The organism is Nostoc sp. (assembly GCF_036917375.1).
GTDB lineage: Bacteria > Cyanobacteriota > Cyanobacteriia > Cyanobacteriales > Nostocaceae > Nostoc.
On the sequence record NZ_JBALDN010000094.1, the window covers coordinates 72755 to 91670 of the forward strand.

Below are 18916 nucleotides of genomic sequence, written 5' to 3' on the forward strand. Positions count from 1 at the left end.
TTCCCAATGCCCTAATTTAAAAAGGTGGTAATTCTTTAAGAATTGTGAACCGGATATGATTAATTGCTAAATCACCGATAGGAATATCTTCTTTGGTTAGCCGTTCACCTTGACTTGTGACGGTTTCAAAGGTGATACCTTTGCCAATTTCAATGTGATACCAGCATAAGCCCATAAAAAAGCGCGTTGGATAAGGGCCACCTTCACCTATATCGTCAGGATTTGATTCCATTGGCAACCAGCCAAAATTCGGGACGTAGAATTCTAGCCAAACATGATTAAAGTCTGGTTGTAGCGGTACTCCTACGAAGTCGCTGTGGGGAGGACATTTGTACCTGCCTACGGTGCGGCAAGGGATGCCATTTAAACGGGATAGGGCAAGTAAAACGCCAACATATTCGCCACAAGAACCAACACCCCGCTCTAAAACCGTATCTGGCGTGTCAATGTAAGGTTTAATACCGTAGGATAACTCGTCATAAACGTAGTTGCGGATGCTGTGCATTTTGCGTAGCACATTGGTTTCAGAACCAATCGCTTCTCTGGCAGCACGGCGAACAATGGTAGTATCCATTGCTAAATCGTCGTCGTCCACTAGGTAGCGTGTTTGTAATTCTGGGGACAGTTCGGGTATATTTTCCACATCTCTGGGTGTGATGCGATACTTAATACCTCGAACTTCCAAAAGTGCTTTCCAGCCAAAGATATGCCGTTCGCCTGGGGCAAGAGAATCAAATTTAAAGACTGCTACACGTTGCCCCTGTATCACTTCTTCGGTGAAGGGTATACCAATAGGTTCAACGTGTTTCACCTTTTGACGCTCAGTCTCCGATGGTAGGGCGATGCGCCATTCGACATCGGGTAAATAAACCTCGTCTAGAGGTGCAATTTCCTCAGCATAAGACATTTCAATCAGATAGCCGTTAGAGAGGGCGTAACGCTTATCTGGTTGGTAATGATAATACAGAGGGTGAATAAAAGTGCGATCGCGGAATGTTAATTCATGACTCGGATCGGCATTGGGGTTATCCCGGATATAAGGCTCTTCTGAGGCGTAGGCAACGTAAATACTTTCTTTGCCTGTTTCGGCATTTTTATGGAGTGCTATGCCTGTAGGACATTCAAAGGGTGTGAGAACGCTAAATTGCAGTTCTCCTGTGGCTCTGTCCATTGCGTAAACTGATTGTTCGGTGCGATCGCAAATCCATAGCATTTCTTGGTTGACTGCCAAATTCTCTATCCCAACTCCAGGGGCATAAAATCTGGTAATTTCTTTTCGGGTTTCGCGGTCAAAAACCAGAATGTAGCCTAGCCTTTGGCAACTAACATAAACTGTTGTTTCCCAAACAGCAACGCCATCAGCCGGATAAGGCAATGTCACAAAATGTTCTAGATTCAAAGCATCGAGCTTGCACGAGTAAACACTATTTTCTCGGCTCACCCACAGGGTATCATCCCACGCCGCTAAACCAGTGACATCAGTAAATTCTTCAACTTGATGGGAATTGAGAATTTTACTGTTGTCAGAGGTGGGATCGATCTCTAGTAGATGCCCTTTGATACTGTCAATAGCAATCAATCTATCTTTGATGAAAGTAATGCCACACAGAGCAGCAGCAGTAAGCGGTCGAATTGTTTTTTGCCCAAACATCTGGCTAACGGTCAAAGTGGGGAGTGCAAAACTCATAAAACCTTGTGGTAAGTGTAAAAAACCCTCACCTTTAGGTAGGGGAGGAAACATGACTCAAGCGGTTTTACCGCCGTCACACCAATTGCTGGAGATGGAAAATCCTAGTCGAGCAATGGCTCCCCCGATCGGGGTGGATGAAGAGTGCTGAGTTAAAAGACTGCCCGCAATGGGCGTTGCTCTTACCAAGTACATCAATAGACCTCTTGCAAAAGTAACTTTTGCAAGAGGGGGGAAAGGGAAAAGGTTAAAGGGGAAAGGTTTTGGGAGCCTTTTCCCCTTACCCCTTACCCTTTCCCCGACTTCTGCAAGAAGTCCAATTAGTGGTTTTCGATCGCTACGTTTACAGCGGGGTACTAATAATTATCGGTACTAATGTGTTCCGATCGACTCTTTCGTGAGAAATAATACTATGTCAAAATAGGAGGAATTTACAAATGTTAAGAATTACATATACACTCATACAGCTGGGCGATCGGCTTAATGTAACTTTAGAAGATGGAATTCCTGCCATCACTAAATTATGATCGAATTTTGTAACCATTTGCTGTGACCTACACGATGTCTGCTAATTCTCTGCCTGAAGGTGCCGCCGTTTGGCATAGTTTAGAAGTTGATAAAGCGCTAGACCTGCTTGATAGTAATGCAGACAGCGGCTTAACACCCCAAGAAACTCAACAGAGATTGCAAAAATACGGCCCCAACGAACTTGAAGAAACTGCTGGCCGTAGTGCTTGGGAAATTCTGCTAGATCAGTTCAAGAACATTATGTTGTTGATGCTGATTGGCGTAGCTCTCATTTCTGGGTTTTTAGACCTAATGGCTTTGCGGGAGGGCAGATTAAAGCCCGGTGAAGTGCCATTTAAAGATACGATCGCGATTTTAGCAATTGTCATCCTCAATGGCATACTCGGCTACGTCCAAGAAAGCCGCGCTGAAAAAGCCTTGGCAGCCTTGAAAAAAATGACTTCTCCCTTAGTGCGGGTGCTCCGCGACGCCAGACTGGTGGAGATAGCAGCTAAAGAACTAGTTCCAGGGGATGTAATGCTGCTGGAAGCTGGGATGCAGATAGCCGCAGATGGACGCTTGATCGAACAATCTAATTTACAAGTGCGGGAGTCGGCATTAACCGGTGAAGCCGAAGCGGTGAATAAACAGGCATCACTAAAATTGCCGGAGGAAACATCATTAGGCGATCGCCTCAATGTCGTGTATCAAGGAACTGAAGTAGTCCAAGGACGCGCTAAGGTTCTGGTGACGAACACCGGCATGACTACAGAACTAGGCAAAATTGCCACCATGTTGCAGGCGGTGGAAAGTGAACCGACACCGTTACAACAACGGATGACTCAACTGGGTAATGTCCTAGTTACGGGTTCTTTAATTCTGGTGGCGATCGTTGTTGCTGGTGGTGTAATCAGGGACGGAGGTTTTAAAAACATCCAAGAACTCTTAGAAGTTTCCTTGAGTATGGCGGTTGCTGTAGTTCCAGAAGGTTTACCAGCTGTAATTACCGTCACCTTGGCACTGGGAACCCAGCGAATGGTGCGCCAAAATGCCTTGATTCGCAAATTGCCAGCAGTGGAAACGTTGGGTTCTGTAACGACCATCTGTTCTGATAAAACCGGCACCCTAACTCAAAATAAAATGGTGGTGCAATCGATTTCCACCAATAACAAAACTTTTCGCGTCATCGGCGAAGGTTATGCTCCCACAGGAGACTTTCAGTTAAATGGTCAGAAAATTTCTCTGGAGGAATCTCCAGAAATCTCCGCGTTAGCAGTCGCCTGTGCAGTTTGTAATGATTCAGTATTGCAAAAAGAACAAGGTGAATGGGCAATTTTGGGAGATCCGACAGAGGGAGCATTGTTAACACTGGCGGGAAAAGCTGGAATCGAAAAAGACCAGTGGAACAGTAAGTTACCTCGCGTTGCAGAGTTCCCCTTTTCCTCAGAACGCAAGCGGATGAGCGTGATTTCTCAGGTGGAGGGAGTCGCCACAGGTGAAGCATCTTCGAGAGGTGTTGACCCAGCGATCGCTGGTTTTCTCCAATCGGAACCTTATTTGATGTTTACCAAAGGTTCTCCAGAGTTAACCTTGGCACGTTGCACTCAGATTCATTTGGGTAATGACACGGGTATTTTAACCGAACAACAACGCCAGAAAATTTTGGCAGAAAATGACCTGATGGCGAGTAAAGGTTTACGGGTACTAGGTTTTGCCTACAAACCTTTGTTAGAGATTCCACCGTCAGGTTCAGACGAAACCTCTGAGCAAGGCTTAGTATGGCTGGGATTGGTGGGAATGCTAGATGCGCCACGCCCAGAAGTAAGGGCAGCTGTGCAAGAGTGTCGAGAAGCAGGTATTCGCCCAGTGATGATTACTGGCGACCACCAATTAACAGCACGAGCGATCGCTACCGATTTGGGAATTGCCCAAGAAGGCGATCGCGTTCTCACAGGTCAAGAATTGCAACGGATGACTGACCAGGAATTAGAGCAAAACGTTGACCTGGTGAGCATCTATGCCAGAGTTTCCCCAGAACACAAACTGCGAATTGTCCAAGCACTGCAACGCCGGGGTCGATTTGTGGCGATGACAGGCGATGGTGTTAACGATGCTCCAGCCCTCAAACAAGCCGACATTGGTATTGCAATGGGTATTACTGGCACTGATGTCAGTAAAGAAGCCAGTGACATGGTGTTACTTGATGATAACTTCGCCACCATTGTCAGCGCCACCAAGGAAGGTAGAGTTGTTTATACCAACATTCGCCGCTTTATTAAATACATCCTCGGCAGTAACATTGGTGAAGTTCTGACAATTGCAGCCGCACCCTTAATCGGCTTGGGAGGCGTTCCCCTGACTCCCTTACAAATTTTGTGGATGAACTTGGTGACAGACGGTTTACCAGCCTTAGCATTAGCTGTGGAACCTCCAGAACCGGATGTCATGCAACGTCCACCTTTTAGTCCCCGCGAAAGTATTTTCGCTAGGGGATTGGGTTCTTATATGATTCGTATTGGCATCATCTTTGCCATTATTACCATTGCCTTGATGTGGTGGGCTTATCAACATAGCCATGCTCCAGGCTACCAGGGCGATCGTGATAGTTGGAAAACAATGGTATTTACTAGCTTGTGTATTGCCCAAATGGGTCATGCGATCGCTATTCGCTCCAACAACCGACTGACAATCGAGATGAATCCCTTCTCCAATATTTTTGTACTAGCGGCTGTTGTCGTCACCACAATTTTGCAGTTGATGCTAGTTTATGTTCCACCTCTGCGAGATTTCTTTGGTACTCACTACCTCAATATGCAGGAATTGGGGGTTTGTATTGGCTTCAGTGCCTTAATGTTCGTCTGGATTGAAGGGGAGAAGATATTTTTGCGGATTATGGGCAAGAAGGCTGTGTAACATGGGGCATGGGGCATAGGGAATGGGGCATGGGGAAGAAGCAGGGGAGCAGGGGAGCAGGGGAGCAGGGGAGCAGGGGAAAGTTGCAGTAAGTTTTTCCCTTCTGCCCCTGGTCACTGAGCGGAGCCGAAGTGTGCCCCTCTGCCTTTTGTGCCCAATGCCCAATATTTCGACTTTGCTCAGTACAAGTGCCCAATGCCCAATCCCCAATGCCCCATGCCCAATTATCACCATGTACCTAAAAACTCTAAACCTCCGACAATTTCGCAATTATCAAGACCAAAAGGTTGAGTTTACTGCTGCCAAAACAATTTTGGTAGGTAATAATGCTCAGGGAAAGTCAAATTTGTTGGAGGCGGTGGAGTTACTGGCGACATTGCGATCGCACCGCATGACCCGCGATCGCGATTTAGTTCAAGAAGGGGAAGCCATAGCCCAAATTGATGCCACCCTTGAACGACAAACAGGTGTTAGCGACCTGACCTTAACCCTGCGCCGCAATGGTCGCCGTAGTGTTGCTCTCAATGGCGAATCTATCCGCCGTCAAATGGACTTTCTCGGCGTTCTCAATGCAGTTCAATTTTCCAGCTTAGATTTAGAACTAGTACGCGGCGGCCCGGAAGGTCGCCGCAACTGGTTAGATACACTCTTAATTCAACTCGAACCAGTTTATGCTCACATTTTGCAGCAGTATAACCATGTGTTACGTCAGCGCAATGCCTTTTTAAAAAAAACTCAAGACTCAGCACTGGATACAGAGCAATCAGAACTAGCAGTGTGGGATGCACAATTAGCGACCACAGGAACTAGAGTAATTAGACGACGCGATCGCGCCATCCAAAGATTAGCTCCCATTGCTACCACCTGGCACGGCAGTATTAGCGGTAGTACAGAAGTTCTGCAAATCAAGTACGTGCCGAATATTCCTTTAGAGGATAACCATCCAGAAGAAGTACAGCAAGCTTTTTTAGCAAAAATTCAGCAGCGAGCCGTTGCTGAAATGCACCAAGGCACGACTCTTGTCGGCCCGCATCGAGACGAAATAGAATTAACTATTAACCAGACACCCGCTCGCCAATATGGTTCTCAAGGTCAGCAACGAACGCTGGTTTTAGCCTTAAAATTAGCCGAATTACAATTAATTGAAGAAGTCGTCAAAGAGCCACCATTACTATTACTAGATGATGTTCTTGCCGAACTAGATTTATCCCGCCAAAATCAATTACTTGATGCCATTCAAGACCGCTTTCAAACCCTGATTACTACGACTCATTTGGGTTCTTTTGATTCCCAATGGTTGAAGTCATCTCAAATTCTTTTGGTGAAAGCAGGAGAATTAACAATTAAAAATTAAAAATTAAAAATTTCTTTAAAGACATTTTCATCTGGGCATTTATATAGTACTCATATTTGATTGCGTGAAAAAGCTCAGTAGAACTAGGAAGCCTTCTTTCCCCTTGCAAAAGTGCCTATTCCCTATCTACGCAAATCAGTATGGGTACGCCACGCTGCGCGAACAGAAATCAAAGCGTATTCCTATAGCATCTATCTGTATGCCTCTACTCTGATTTTTTGTGATGTTTTTCAAACCTTTTAAAAACATTGAGAACCAAAAAAGTCAGGATAGCACTGATTAATCCTAACTGCCATAAACCACAGCCAGCAGCAATTCCCAATGCAGACGAAACCCAAATAGCCGCTGCTGAGGTGAGTCCGTGAATTTCAAGTTGCTGTGATTCTTGGGAAGATTGGCGCACAATTTCTCCAGCACCGAGAAATCCTACACCAGCCGCAATCCCTTGAATCACACGGCTAAGTGCATCAGGACTAGCTTGCAGTCCTCCTGTTTGCATGATTATCAAGGTAAATAAGGCTGAACCTAAACTCACTAGCATGTGAGTTCTTAAACCCGCTGGTTTGTGCCTAATTTGACGTTCTAAGCCAATGACTGCTCCAATAAGCAATGCAACACATAGCCGGAAGCTGATATTCAGCCAATCATTAGTTGCAAGGTAGTAAGTGTTTGCCAATGTTTAGTCTGATATGAAGAATTCTATATACTAGGTTAAATCGCAATATTTTTATAAAAATAGTACAAAACTATTCTAATGTTTTATTAATGGAGTTTAATCCAATGGGTATAGTGCAAGAACCTACCTCATATTTGGATTCTATCAATTCAGGAATGGTTTTGAAACTGATAATTAATATTTCCCCTTATGAGGATTATTTTTCAATAAGATATTGTTTTGGTCAATGAATGGAGATTTGCATTATTAAATTGTGGTAACGATCGTATTTGGCCGAACTACATTTAAAAATACTTAGCCAGAGAATTATACCTTAAATTGTTAGATTTAAGCGATACACTCAACAATTAAATATGATAAGGATATGTACAAGTCGAGCAAATCAGCTATAAAACGTATTTAAAGTTACTGAAGTACACAACGATTCGTCTCAAAGCCAGCTATCAAGCCTGTTTTACTTCTGATTTCTGACTTCTGAATTCTGAATTCTCCTCTATCCTGCTTCAAAACCCGTAACTTTGTAATTCATCCAAAAGAAAACTGCTGTCAGCCCTGAGTACTTTTTATTCAGAAGTCAGTGGATTAACCTGATAACATACCAAAAAGAAATGGCTGTGGTTACAAATAGACAACTAACAAATTGAGTGAATAAACTCTACTGGCTAGATCAAATTAAACTACAAGACCGCGCCAAAGTAGGTGACAAAGCCTTTTACTTGAGCAAAATTATCCAGCGTGGCTATCCGGTGATGCCTGGTTTTGTAGTTTCGGCAGAAATTTTGCGGCAATTTCTCGAAAATCTCAATAGTTCAGAATCATTAGTAGCTGACTTACCCCATTCTTCGCTACACCTGGATATCACTAATTGGCGTCAACTTCAGCAGGTAGCAAGTCGCTTGCGCCAAGAAATTCTGACTGCGACTGTAACCCAGGAGTGGGTGAGTCCAATTTTCCAAGCCGCTAGAGAATGGCAAACTAGCTGTTTGATTCTTCGACCTTCCTTGGCAGTATCAACTGCTACGCCAGGTATAAACAACAATATATCGGGTTTACTAGAGTCGGTATTTTGCCAGTGCGAACCGGAAGCGATCGCACTGGCTCTAAAGCGTACCTGGAGCCAAATATTTCGGGCCCGGAGTCTATTATATTGGCAGCACTTAGGAATTAATCTGCAACAAATTAATCTCGCAGTTTTGGTGCAACCTGTTGAAAATGCGATCGCCAGTGGCTCGCTCACAACAAATGCCTCTGGGTGGGAAATTGAAGCTACTTTGGGATTGGGAATTGCGATCGCTCTTGGGGAAGTCCAGCCAGATGTTTACTACATTCAACCGACAACTGGGGTTGTGCTTGAGCAACAACTGGGCAATAAAATGCTGGGTTATGGCGTTGATGATGCAGCCTCTGGAGCTTTTTTGCAATCCTTGCCGAACTCAGCGTTAACACCAGATCGTACCTGTCTGATTACCTATATGCTTCCAGAAGCCCAACAAAAACAGTACTCTTTACAAGAAGAATACTTACAACAAATAATTGCTCTGGGAACTCAACTGGTAAGCGAACTAGGTAAAACCTTTACCATTAAATGGACTATCGCCGGGCAAACTACATCTGGAAAGCTTTTCATCACACAAGTTAGTCCTTCGCAATCTGCAATTCCCCACTCACACTTCATTCGGGGACTAGGGGCAGCCGGGGGACGTGTTGCAGCCACTGCGCTGGTAATTATTAATCCGCAACAGAAACCCGAACAACTACCGAAGGGAGTAATTTTAGTAGTACCAATGATTACACCTGATTGGTTGCCATTATTGCAACAAGTTGGTGGTATTATCACTGAACAAGGGGGATTAACCAGTCACGCGGCAATTCTAGCTAGAGAATTAGGTATCACAGCAGTAGTAAACGCAACATCTGCCACAACTTTAATCCAGACTGGCGAACGATTGCTGCTTGATGGCGACAGAGGAGAAGTTTATCGCATCAAAGGAGACTCAAAGGAAGAGATGGAGAAAGGGAAAGAAGAAAATCTTCTTCCCTTCCATCAACCTAACCCGAAAGCACCTCATTCTGCTGTTACGTCTCATCTACCTATGATTGCTACCCAACTGCTGGTTAACTTGAGTCAATCCACTTTAATAGAACAAGTGCAAAACCTGCCTGTGGATGGAGTGGGATTGTTGCGTTCCGAATTGATGGTACTAAATATATTGAACGGGCAACATCCTAATAGTTGGATTTTAAGCGGGCGTCAGGCAGAATTGTTAGAGCTATGGTCTGAGCAGATTATGCAATTTGCTCGTGCTTTTGCACCAAGACCAGTTTTTTATCGTTCTTTAGATTGGCGATCGCAAGATTTACCATCATTGCGTGATAGTTTAGAATCTTCGCCCCAGTCGATGTTAGGCGAACGCGGCACTTTTAGCTATTTACGAAATCCCGCAGTATTTGAGTTGGAACTGCAAGCTTTGGCGAGTGTACAGGAAGCTGGCTACAGCAATGTCAATCTATTGTTACCCTTTGTGCGGACTGTAGAAGAATTTGTGTTTTGCCGTCGCAAAGTCGAGCAAGCTTTTTTAACCGAGGTGGCGCAGTTTCAATTGTGGATGATGGCAGAAGTGCCAAGTGTACTGTTTTTATTACCAGAATATGTAAAAGCAGGTGTAGCCGGAATTTCTATTGGTACAAATGACCTGACTCAATTATTGCTAGGAGTCGATCGAGAACAAGGACAGCTAGCAAAAGTATTTAATGAGCGTCATCCAGCTGTTATGAGTGCGATCGCTCAACTGATCCAAATGGCTAAAAGCGCCGGTATACCTTGTTCAATCTGCGGTCAAGCACCAGCCCTTTATCCAGAAATTATTGATAAATTAGTGGAATGGGGTATAACTTCGATTTCTGTTGAACCGGAAGCAGTCGAGCGAACATATCAAGCGATCGCTCGTGCTGAACAACGGATAATTTTAGCAGCAGCACGACATGAATTAAAACAGGGAAAAAAGTAATTTTACTTAATGTAGCCAGTTTCGCGCAAAAACTTCCGTAAATCGGCAAAGAATTTGGTGCGATCGCTTTTTTTATAAGCTTGTTGTACTCGCCCCCATCCATCCTGTCCTTGATTCAGCAAATATTTATCTGCCAAATAAGCTGCTAAAAAGCCCTTGCCATCATCACCTTGTTGCTGTGCCTGGGTATAAGTTTGCCATAGCTCTGAAGCATGATTGAAGATTAATTTGGGATAGCTACGAGTCACATCAACCATTTTTCCTTGGCGATAACGCCAAATTTGCAAGGGGTATGCAGAAGCAGCATAAGCTGTAAAAGCATAGGCAAAGCGATCGTCTCGACTATAAAACTCTGGTAGTCCATCTTTGTCTAAATCTTTGAGTTGATAACCACCATTACCCCATTCATGACGAATCTTAAGATACTTTTGAGATTTGCTGTCGTAGCGGTAAATTAATGAATAAGTACAACAGTGCGCTCCACCTGTAAAGAAATCGGCAATTATTTCTGGTTCTTTGTTACCGTCCAAGTCTTGCACTGGTAAGTTGTTTTCTTGTCCAGATATATTCCCCACAGGTCTGTCATATTCATCTTCTTGCGGCAGTTTTTGCTCCAAAACAGTTTTATCTGCTCGGATAATTTTCAATCGGACATTTTTATACTGATATTCCTCTGGTTTTTCGTAAGATATTTCTGCCCGCACATTGCCTGATTGCCCAGTTATTGTTTCTGCTATTGCAGGCTGGGTAAATATAGCCGTTGCACTCAAAAGAGCTAAACCGATTAGAGATTGAGTGCTAAAGGAGCGAATAGTAATCATCGTTGGTGTTGTACATAGCACATTCAACTTTATACAACACCATCAAAATGTCAATATCGATAAATTGCCGCAACGGCTGTGCTATATGGAATCTCTTCAAAGGGAACAGCGTAAACCGTGCCACCGTTTAATAAAGTATGAGCAGCAACAAAATCCAATAAATCTTCATCACCAGCTTCTTTTTCTGGGTGCAAATAAACCGTTTCTGAGGTTGGATCGAATAAACCCCACTGTTGCTTACCAACTGCAACTAGTAATGAATCCACGCGTTGGTAATAAGCTGCTGAGATAACTTCTTGGAGGTTGTTAGATGCTTTACCAGTATCACCACCAAACAGTTCGTGAAATTGCTCCAAAACTGCTTGCTGTGACTTTTGGAAATCAGCCTCGACAATCGGCCAAGCTTGATTGTGTAACTCTTGGGCGCTGAGAATTTCTGGATTACCGGTAATAGCTTCATCCATCAAATGCTGGTAAGTATTTGCCTGTCTATATAAAGGCAAGAGATACTCTACCCCAGCCAGCACCAAAGGCGCTTTTTGCAATTTCAGTTTTTCATGTAATGCGCGATCGACAATTTGAAAGAATTGGAGGATGTCTTCTTGGCGTTTATCCTTGTCAGGGCTTCCTTGTCCGTGAAACGTACCCGGCTGTGAAAAAGAATTAGAGGTTCCCCCTTTTGGTGTTGCAATGCGAAACTGACCTTCTTTAGCAGTTTCGTCTCTTTGCAAAGCTTCATCTAGACTTTTAGGGAGATTTTCTACTTCTACCTCTTTGACGCTGTAGCGTGTTCCTTCAAAGAACCTGACATCTTGTTGGCTCAAAGCCAGGATATAGAAGCGACCATTGCCATTTAAAATTGGCAGCAGTGGCTTGATGTGAAAGCGGTCTGTAACTACAACCAACTCTTGAAAATCAATTGGTAAAGGATAATAGCGAAAAATGTCTTCAGAAATAAAAATCGCCAGCCCTTGTCCCATTTGCTCCCAAAACTCTTGGGTATCAAGTTCCTGGGATTTTTCCAACAATGCGATCGCATCTTCCTGTGTCAAACCCGCATCAATTAAACGAGTCTCTGCTTCTCTGATCAAATTTTTAAAGCGAATTGGGTCTTGTCGCACTTCTGGCCCGGCTGGGTGCGTTGGCATATAAATGGAAACACAATTTCCTTTTGGCTGTTCTATTAATGTCTTGATTTCCTCTTTCGAGATTAATTGCATATTATATCCCTCCTATCAACATGACTAGATACATCAGACCAGACCATTAATATTTAACGATCTGATAGGACGTTATTCTCAGGTGATGGCGGTTGAAGTTCAACCATTTGTTTATTGAGTTTATTTCACTTTAAGGAGGGTTTTGTTGCATCTTTCTTTTGATAGGCAATATTCATCAAGGGAATTACTAATTAAAATTCCTAAATTAAAAGCCAAAATTGCCACATAGATCAAATGTTTGGCGTATTAGAGTTTGTGCGTCCTGAGTTTATCCCTATTCTGCTATTTGATTGGCTAAGACCTAAAGTTACTCGTTTCATAATCCAGTACAAACCTGCAAGTACCACAAAGGTGATAGCAATAATCACCAGGGGTTGTTTTCCCAGAATTTCTTCTACTCCCTTGGTAAGTACGGCATCGGGTTGAGTAATAAAATCCCAACTGTTGAAACGCAAAAATCGCCCCCAATAAACACCAACAGCACAGAGAAAATGTGTAATTGTCTCAACGCGCCAAATCCATTGGCTCTTACCGATACGATGTAAGTAGTAACCCCAATTAATTAGCGATATTACATAAGCTTCAAATCCACTTAAAATTACTAGCAAATACAGAGGAATAAGTACTAAAGTAATCATCCATACCGATTGAATCTTACGGATATCATCTATCAAATGAATTACATCGGTTAACAAATACGGTGCATTTGGTAAGAAAGCATAGAAAACTAAGAATCCTAGCCACCAAAGCCAAGTGCCACCTCGCCTCATGCGAAATAGCCAGACACTCAAAGCCAAAGGTATAAAAGCCAGAAACAAATTCCAAGTCATCCAACTCATATTAATTCGCAAGACCTGCACGACTCTGGCTATCAGTTCTTCTTTCATAGGTGCTTATTCGGAAGATGTTTGATTGATGTATATTCACTCTGTAGTGTTAGTGTTAACCTTAGCGATCGAGTTTTTGGAGCCTCCAAGAAAATTAATTTTCTCCAAGATCGGACAAGATTTTTATGTCAGTTAAAAGTAAATGCATACTGATATATGTCCAAAATTTAGAGTTTTTGTGTATTTTATGCTGGAGGATGAATTTTATCAATCAATCGGCTTAAGTCTACTAGTATAGCCAGAAAATCATCAGGGTAAAAGATACCACCGAAAGGTAGTCTGAGCAACAAAAACGCTGCGAATAAGTGATAGTGGACTTTTTAAATTGCAATGTATGCCTCTGTGCTAACTATTATATTGATTTCATTTTGCCCTACTAGAGTTCCAGAAGCATTCAAAATTTTGGTCAAGTTAGCTTTTGCTTAGGGGCGGACGAGACGCCATTGGTGTCAACTTAACGTGAAACCCCTCGTCCGCCGGGAATTGAAATTCCCGTCTCATAGCTAAAGTCATCTTCAGATGACTAAAATATTGCCAAAAATCTCCAGTCTACTTCAGTAGACTTAAGCTATTAGCCCGAAAATTTATTGACGGGCGGGGATGTCAGCCAACAGATAAGCTATTTCCAGCTTAAGTTGACACCTATGACGAGACGCCTACCCCACAACTAGTAGTTGGATATTTTTATATTGAAAAGTCCCTAACTAACGCAGTAGCACTCGACTACGAGGGCCGATCGCTTGTTTTGGTGAAGTGGGCATTGTACAACTCTTGGCAGTATCTTGCGAACAAGCAGCTTGAGCAAGGGTTGCAGGGTTGACAACTACTTGATTGACTTCTAGAGAATTACCGCTACTGAATTCCATATTAGGTGTAGTAGAAATTGATGGTGAATTAGACCTAGATGTGTACGTTGTAGGTGTCGAGGAAGCGCCACTATCAACTATTGGTGTAACAGTGAATGTGTTACCGCCATCAACTATTGGCGTAACAGTGAATGTGTTTCCACTATCAACTATGGTTGCAAGAGTGGGTGTGCTACCACCACTAACTACAGGTGTAGGAGCGATCGCACTACCATCAATTACTGATGGGGGAATGGGTGTACTACCACCACTAATTACTGGCGGGGGAGTGGGTGTACTACCACCGCTAATTACTGGTGGGGGAGTGGTTGTACTACCACCACCAGTAGTTGGTGTAGGAGTTATGAGAGTTGCTGTTGCAGGTACTTTGATTTGTATTCTTGCTAGGGGTGAGTTAGTCATTTCCAAAGATGTCACCTTTGGCGAACCTGGGAGATCGGATTTGAAATCAAAGACTGTGGGGGTGGCGCTACCATTGCGATCGCTATATCGGACTCCATATCCACTCACTTCAAAAGTACCCTGATACTGGTTTCCAGTGTTTGGATCGGTGACAGTACCAGTGTATAAGGCTTTTGTGAGATTAAATTCATCCTGAACTACTCCTTGAAATGTGGTTCCTGCCAATTGTCCCTGGTATTTATAGGGTGTCAACTCACCGCCAGAAAGAATTGGAGAATTGAGAACGCCATTAAAGGAGACAATCGGAATGCCTTTAAAGTCAACAAAATAATGCAGACTACCATCACTACGCGTTCTTACCTGCACATAGTCTGACTTGTATATAGGAACATAATTAGGATTGTTCTTAGTACCTAAGTTCCGCGAGTAAGTCCCCGTGTCGTCTGTATCAACACGAGTAATGCTTTGATTGAAATTGGGATTATTTCTGGGGAGTTGGATAGTACCCGATAATGTACCAGTACTTTGAATTGTGATTTGAGCAGAAGCACTTGTTCCACCTAAACCGATGAAGACTGCGGCTAAACTGCTGCTGCTAACAAGAAGACAACCCAACTGAACTGATGAATTTAATTTCATGAAAAATTTGCTCCTTTAATCACATACAAAAAAATACGCGTATGTTTACGCATGACTTTTCCTTGCTCCTAACGGATCGTGAAAGCATCTAATACTGAATTAGTCAGTATTTAAATAGCGTATTTTATTACTTTTACATCAGTACAAAATTAAAACCGGAAACTTGCTCTTAATGTCCCAACGATTAAGGCATCGTTAGCGGCATTGTGATCGGGATTGAAAATAACGAATAAGCCTGGAGTCAAGGCGATATTGTCGCTGAGTTGAGCGCGGTAAAAAACTTCTACGTGAATTGATGTGTCACTACGTCCACCTGCTGTCCCCCCATCAGAAAAGTTGGGAAAATTGAAGCCGTCGGGTAAAGTACTGGAAGTAATTTTGGGCGGTTGTCCAACGAGAACGCCCCCTAAATTCCCAGGACGTAGCAAATTAGGAAAAGCCGCGAATACCATCCAGTTGGTAGTTTCTACACTTCCCGAAAGGTTAGATGGCTTGGAGGAAGTAAAGCCACCCCAACCGCCCAAATGTAAGTTAGGGTTAATTCGCCAAGCAACGGTAGCACCAATGGCTTGAGTATCGAAAGCTGTAGGATTTGCAAAAGGTGAAATCAGTTGAGAATCGCCAATACCACCTCCCAGTAAGCCATCTGGGGAGTGGGAATAGAGATAATGTACGCCGACATCGATATTATTTGTGGGTGCTAAACTTAACTGAGCGCCAGCAGTATATCTACCGCCAAATAGTCCGCCCTGCTTGGTGTCGCCAGGGAAATTGGGTATTTCTGCACTATAAACGCCTTGCAAACTGATGCGATCGCTAATCTGCCAGTCAAAGCCTATACCACCACTGCCGTTACCAATACTTAAAATCGGGTTACGCTGACCAAATAGAGAAATTGCACCATCGCTAGAACCTTCTAAAGGGCTAATACCGCGAAAGGTGTTAATCGGGTTGACTCCCGCCGTACCTACGACAATTCCCAAGTTATGCGAGGCGAGAAATCGATAAGATAAGTCACTAATAACTAGATTGTTGCCTGTATTTGACTCGAATCCCAACCGCCCCATATTGGTAGATAACAACGATGCATTAGAACCCAAATTACCCGCAGACAACCCTGTTAACAGCAAATCTCGCCCTGTAAATGAAGTTGCTAAGGTTAGTTGGGCGCTACTTGTGAAAGTCAGATTGGTTTTTCCCTGGCGTTCAGGTACTCCATCTCTCGGAAACAAATCGACATCGGGACTATTGGTTCCCTGAACGCTAAAAATGGCTTGACCAAATAATCTGGTAGTTGTGGAAAACCGATTTCCTTGTAATTCACTAGTCTGCTTTTCCACAGTTTCGACGCGCTGCTGTAATTGCTGCAACTCTGCTTTGAATTCGCCTTGCAATCTTTGCAGCAGGATTAAATCTTCATTATCAACAGTATTAATTTTATTATTAGCGTAGGCGTAGCCCGCCGCAGGCATCGCTTCGTTAATCTTCTCTAAACAAGCATTTAAACCAGCCGCAAATTCATAACGGCTGATGCTGCGATTTCCCAGATAAGTCCCATCAGCGTATCCTGCAATGCAGCCATAGCGTTCTACTAAAGACTGCAAAGCACCAAAAGCCCAGTCGGAGGGTTGCACGTCCTGGAGTTGCGATACTGAGGTGACTTGAGACATTGGGTTGTCTGAGTCTGGAGGATGAAGAGATTGGGAAAATTCTTCTGTACTTTCCTGGTTCTGTACAACTTCTGTTACAGGTTGAGTATCTTTTAATTCAGGTAAGTTAGGTGAACTGATAAGTTGAATTTTGTCTCTACTTTTTCTAAGTATATTCTCGTACTTATTTTTTATAGCTGACGAGGTGGTTATATCTGGTTGCACGAATTCAGGTGGTGTAATTTCAGCAGGTGAGACAACTTCAGATAAATTATTCTGTGTTGACTGCTGCACCGGGTTTTCTGGCAGAATTACGGCCTGTCCTGGTAAATTGACCGCAGATATTGGCACTGTTGTCAGCACACTCGCCATCAGTAGACTCATATCACTCCTGGTATTTCATTTGACTTGCACCAATACTTCTTTTGACAGATAAAGTTGGTGTATATCAGGAAATTTTTTGAAAAAAAAGTGATAAAAGTTACTGTGTTCTGAGAGCGATCGCTGTATCAGTAGGAGAATAGACTTCTTGGCATTTGTGCTTTTTGCACTCTTGGGGAAAAGGGTAAAGGTTAAAGGGGAAAGGGACAATACAGAACCTTTTCCCCTTCCCCTTTCCCCTTTTCCCGACTTATGCAAGAAGTCTAATGAAAGAGCAGAGGAGAAGTTGCAGTAAGTTCTTCCCCTCTGCCCCTCTGCCCCAGATAGATTATTCTGGCTCGCTACAATACTTATTCATCTGATTCACTAATGTATCTGACTGTTTGCCAAGAGTTGTAGCTGTTGTCAGTGCTGAATCAATTTCGGCTCTAGCCTTTTGGATTTTTTCTCTTCCAGATTCTGAGGCTTGTGCTGTCTTGGTTGCACCAAGCGCCTTACCTGCCTTGGCGATCGCTTGGCTAAGATTTTGAAAAATCTTCACAAAACCGCTTTGAAATTCTTTTAGCTTTGGATCTTTTAACTTCAGTTCTCCAATGGATTTAGTCACAAAGTCTAAATCTTTAGATAACTGTATGCTAGTTATCACTTGCGTTCCTTTATTTTTATCAATTAGAGAAGTTCCAGCATTCACAACTCGAATCAGTCGCTGGCACTGGGAAACTTTATTCTCACTGCAACTAGCAACTAACAAAGCAATACTTAGGCTCACAGGAGCAAGAACAGTATATTTACGTAAAACAGACATTAACACCCCAACAGCAATTCAACCCACAATCCCACAATATAGTATCCAATATTACGGGTAAATGAGAGGATTGGGCACAAGAGGCAGGGGGGCAGGGGGGCAGAGGGGCAGAGGGGCAGCACTTCTCTACAAGATGCTGCGCGTAGCTTGCTTCTCCGGAGGGGTACGGCTACGCTCAGTGACCGAGGGGAAAAACTTACTGTAATTTCTCCCCTGCTCCCCTGCTCCCCTGCTCCCCTGCTCCCTTGCCCAATGCCCCATGCCCAAATCACCAATCTATCGGCAAACCCAACTGGTCTAAAGTAGCACCATCTTGTAACAATGCTTGAATATCGCTGTCTATTTGAATACGACCACCAGACAATACCAAAGCGCGTTGAGTGACTCTGCCCAACCAATTTAGATCGTGGGAAGCAATTAAAATCGCTTGCACGGGTAATTTTAATAATACTTGCCCCAAATGACGACGCCATGCTGGATCGAGACCGTTAGTTGGCTCATCCAAAATTAGAATTGTTGGTTCTAGGGCTAAAATTGAGGCTAGGGCGGCTAGGCGTCTTTGTCCACCAGAAAGTTCGTGGGCGGAACGATTGGCGTAAGCTTCTAGACCAAAATCAGCTAATAACTGCCTAGCGCGATCGCTAGCCTCTGCTGCTTTGATCCCATAGTTACGTGGCCCAAAGGTAATATCTTCCAAGATGGTGGGCATAAATAGTTGGTCGTTGGCATCTTGGAAGCTAAAACCAATTTGACGACGCACTTGGGCTAAAGTTTGCGGTTCTACGGGAATGCCATTAATAGTAATTGTTCCTGTTTGCGGTTGTTTTAAACCGATTAAGTTCTCCAACAAGGTGCTTTTTCCAGAACCAGTTACTCCCATCAATGCAACGCGATCGCCTTTGTTCAAGGTAAAAGATATTTCCTGTAATACTGGCTCCTGGCGAGAATATGCATACACCAGGTTCTCAACCTTGACTACAGCGGCATGGGGATTATGGGTTGATAATTGGGGATTAGAAGTTAATGATTTCAAAATTGACAAACTCAATATGTAAGGGAGTAGAGAGGCGATTAATCGCGTCTTAGCTAGAGACACGATTA

At 43.5% G+C, this 18916-nt stretch carries 12 protein-coding genes; 3 read left to right on the top strand and 9 right to left on the bottom strand.

The genetic code is table 11. The annotated features are described in order from the left end of the window. Positions 1–16 precede the first annotated feature (16 nt). Positions 17–1687, bottom strand: coding sequence for a transglutaminase family protein (locus tag V7K45_RS24875; protein ID WP_335007621.1), 1671 nt, complete (start codon positions 1685–1687; stop codon positions 17–19). 561 nt (positions 1688–2248) lie between these two features. Here V7K45_RS24875 and V7K45_RS24880 point away from each other — a divergent pair. Next, a complete protein-coding gene (locus V7K45_RS24880) occupies positions 2249–5107 on the top strand; it encodes a cation-translocating P-type ATPase (RefSeq protein ID WP_335007622.1) in 2859 nt (952 codons plus the stop codon). A 232-nt stretch (positions 5108–5339) separates the two neighbouring features. Continuing rightward, positions 5340–6461: a DNA replication/repair protein RecF gene (recF, locus tag V7K45_RS24885; protein ID WP_335007623.1), complete on the top strand. Its 1122-nt coding sequence runs from the start codon at positions 5340–5342 to the stop codon at positions 6459–6461. Positions 6462–6666: 205 nt separating this feature from the next. Here the strand turns inward: recF and V7K45_RS24890 are convergent, their stop codons facing one another. Continuing rightward, entirely contained in the window at positions 6667–7137 is a 471-nt protein-coding gene (locus V7K45_RS24890; protein WP_335007624.1) for an MgtC/SapB family protein, read from the bottom strand. A 644-nt stretch (positions 7138–7781) separates the two neighbouring features. Here V7K45_RS24890 and V7K45_RS24895 point away from each other — a divergent pair. Further along, positions 7782–10145 (top strand): putative PEP-binding protein, encoded by a 2364-nt coding sequence (locus V7K45_RS24895; protein WP_335007625.1) that lies wholly within the window; start codon positions 7782–7784, stop codon positions 10143–10145. Positions 10146–10147: 2 nt separating this feature from the next. On the opposite strand, the gene V7K45_RS24900 is transcribed toward V7K45_RS24895, so the two are convergent. From V7K45_RS24900 to V7K45_RS24930, 7 genes are all read right to left on the bottom strand, one after another. Further along, positions 10148–10966 (bottom strand): hypothetical protein, encoded by an 819-nt coding sequence (locus V7K45_RS24900; RefSeq protein ID WP_335007626.1) that lies wholly within the window; start codon positions 10964–10966, stop codon positions 10148–10150. A gap of 50 nt (positions 10967–11016) precedes the next feature. Next, positions 11017–12186 (bottom strand): baeRF3 domain-containing protein, encoded by a 1170-nt coding sequence (locus tag V7K45_RS24905; protein WP_335007627.1) that lies wholly within the window; start codon positions 12184–12186, stop codon positions 11017–11019. Between the two features lie 230 nt (positions 12187–12416). After that, on the bottom strand, positions 12417–13073 hold the full coding sequence (locus tag V7K45_RS24910) for a DUF1361 domain-containing protein (protein ID WP_335007628.1): 657 nt from the start codon (positions 13071–13073) through the stop codon (positions 12417–12419). 704 nt (positions 13074–13777) lie between these two features. Next, the gene (locus tag V7K45_RS24915; protein WP_335007629.1) at positions 13778–14980 is read right to left on the bottom strand and encodes a hypothetical protein; all 1203 of its coding nucleotides are present in this window, start codon (positions 14978–14980) and stop codon (positions 13778–13780) included. A gap of 149 nt (positions 14981–15129) precedes the next feature. After that, positions 15130–17013 carry an iron uptake porin gene (locus tag V7K45_RS24920; RefSeq protein ID WP_335007630.1) on the bottom strand — a complete coding sequence of 628 codons (1884 nt, stop codon included), beginning with the start codon at positions 17011–17013 and terminating at the stop codon, positions 15130–15132. Between the two features lie 325 nt (positions 17014–17338). Next, on the bottom strand, positions 17339–17815 hold the full coding sequence (locus V7K45_RS24925; RefSeq protein ID WP_335007631.1) for a hypothetical protein: 477 nt from the start codon (positions 17813–17815) through the stop codon (positions 17339–17341). A 268-nt stretch (positions 17816–18083) separates the two neighbouring features. Beyond that, positions 18084–18848 (bottom strand): energy-coupling factor ABC transporter ATP-binding protein, encoded by a 765-nt coding sequence (locus V7K45_RS24930; protein WP_335007632.1) that lies wholly within the window; start codon positions 18846–18848, stop codon positions 18084–18086. Between the last annotated feature and the right edge of the window lie 68 nt (positions 18849–18916).

Coding starts and splice junctions, on each gene's coding strand:
- V7K45_RS24875 (WP_335007621.1), bottom strand. CDS start 1,687: ATGAGTTTTGCACTCCCCACTTTGACCGTTAGCCAGATGTTTGGGCAA.
- V7K45_RS24880 (WP_335007622.1), top strand. CDS start 2,249: ATGTCTGCTAATTCTCTGCCTGAAGGTGCCGCCGTTTGGCATAGTTTA.
- recF (WP_335007623.1), top strand. CDS start 5,340: ATGTACCTAAAAACTCTAAACCTCCGACAATTTCGCAATTATCAAGAC.
- V7K45_RS24900 (WP_335007626.1), bottom strand. CDS start 10,966: ATGATTACTATTCGCTCCTTTAGCACTCAATCTCTAATCGGTTTAGCT.
- V7K45_RS24905 (WP_335007627.1), bottom strand. CDS start 12,186: ATGCAATTAATCTCGAAAGAGGAAATCAAGACATTAATAGAACAGCCA.
- V7K45_RS24910 (WP_335007628.1), bottom strand. CDS start 13,073: ATGAAAGAAGAACTGATAGCCAGAGTCGTGCAGGTCTTGCGAATTAAT.
- V7K45_RS24915 (WP_335007629.1), bottom strand. CDS start 14,980: ATGAAATTAAATTCATCAGTTCAGTTGGGTTGTCTTCTTGTTAGCAGC.
- V7K45_RS24920 (WP_335007630.1), bottom strand. CDS start 17,013: ATGAGTCTACTGATGGCGAGTGTGCTGACAACAGTGCCAATATCTGCG.
- V7K45_RS24925 (WP_335007631.1), bottom strand. CDS start 17,815: ATGTCTGTTTTACGTAAATATACTGTTCTTGCTCCTGTGAGCCTAAGT.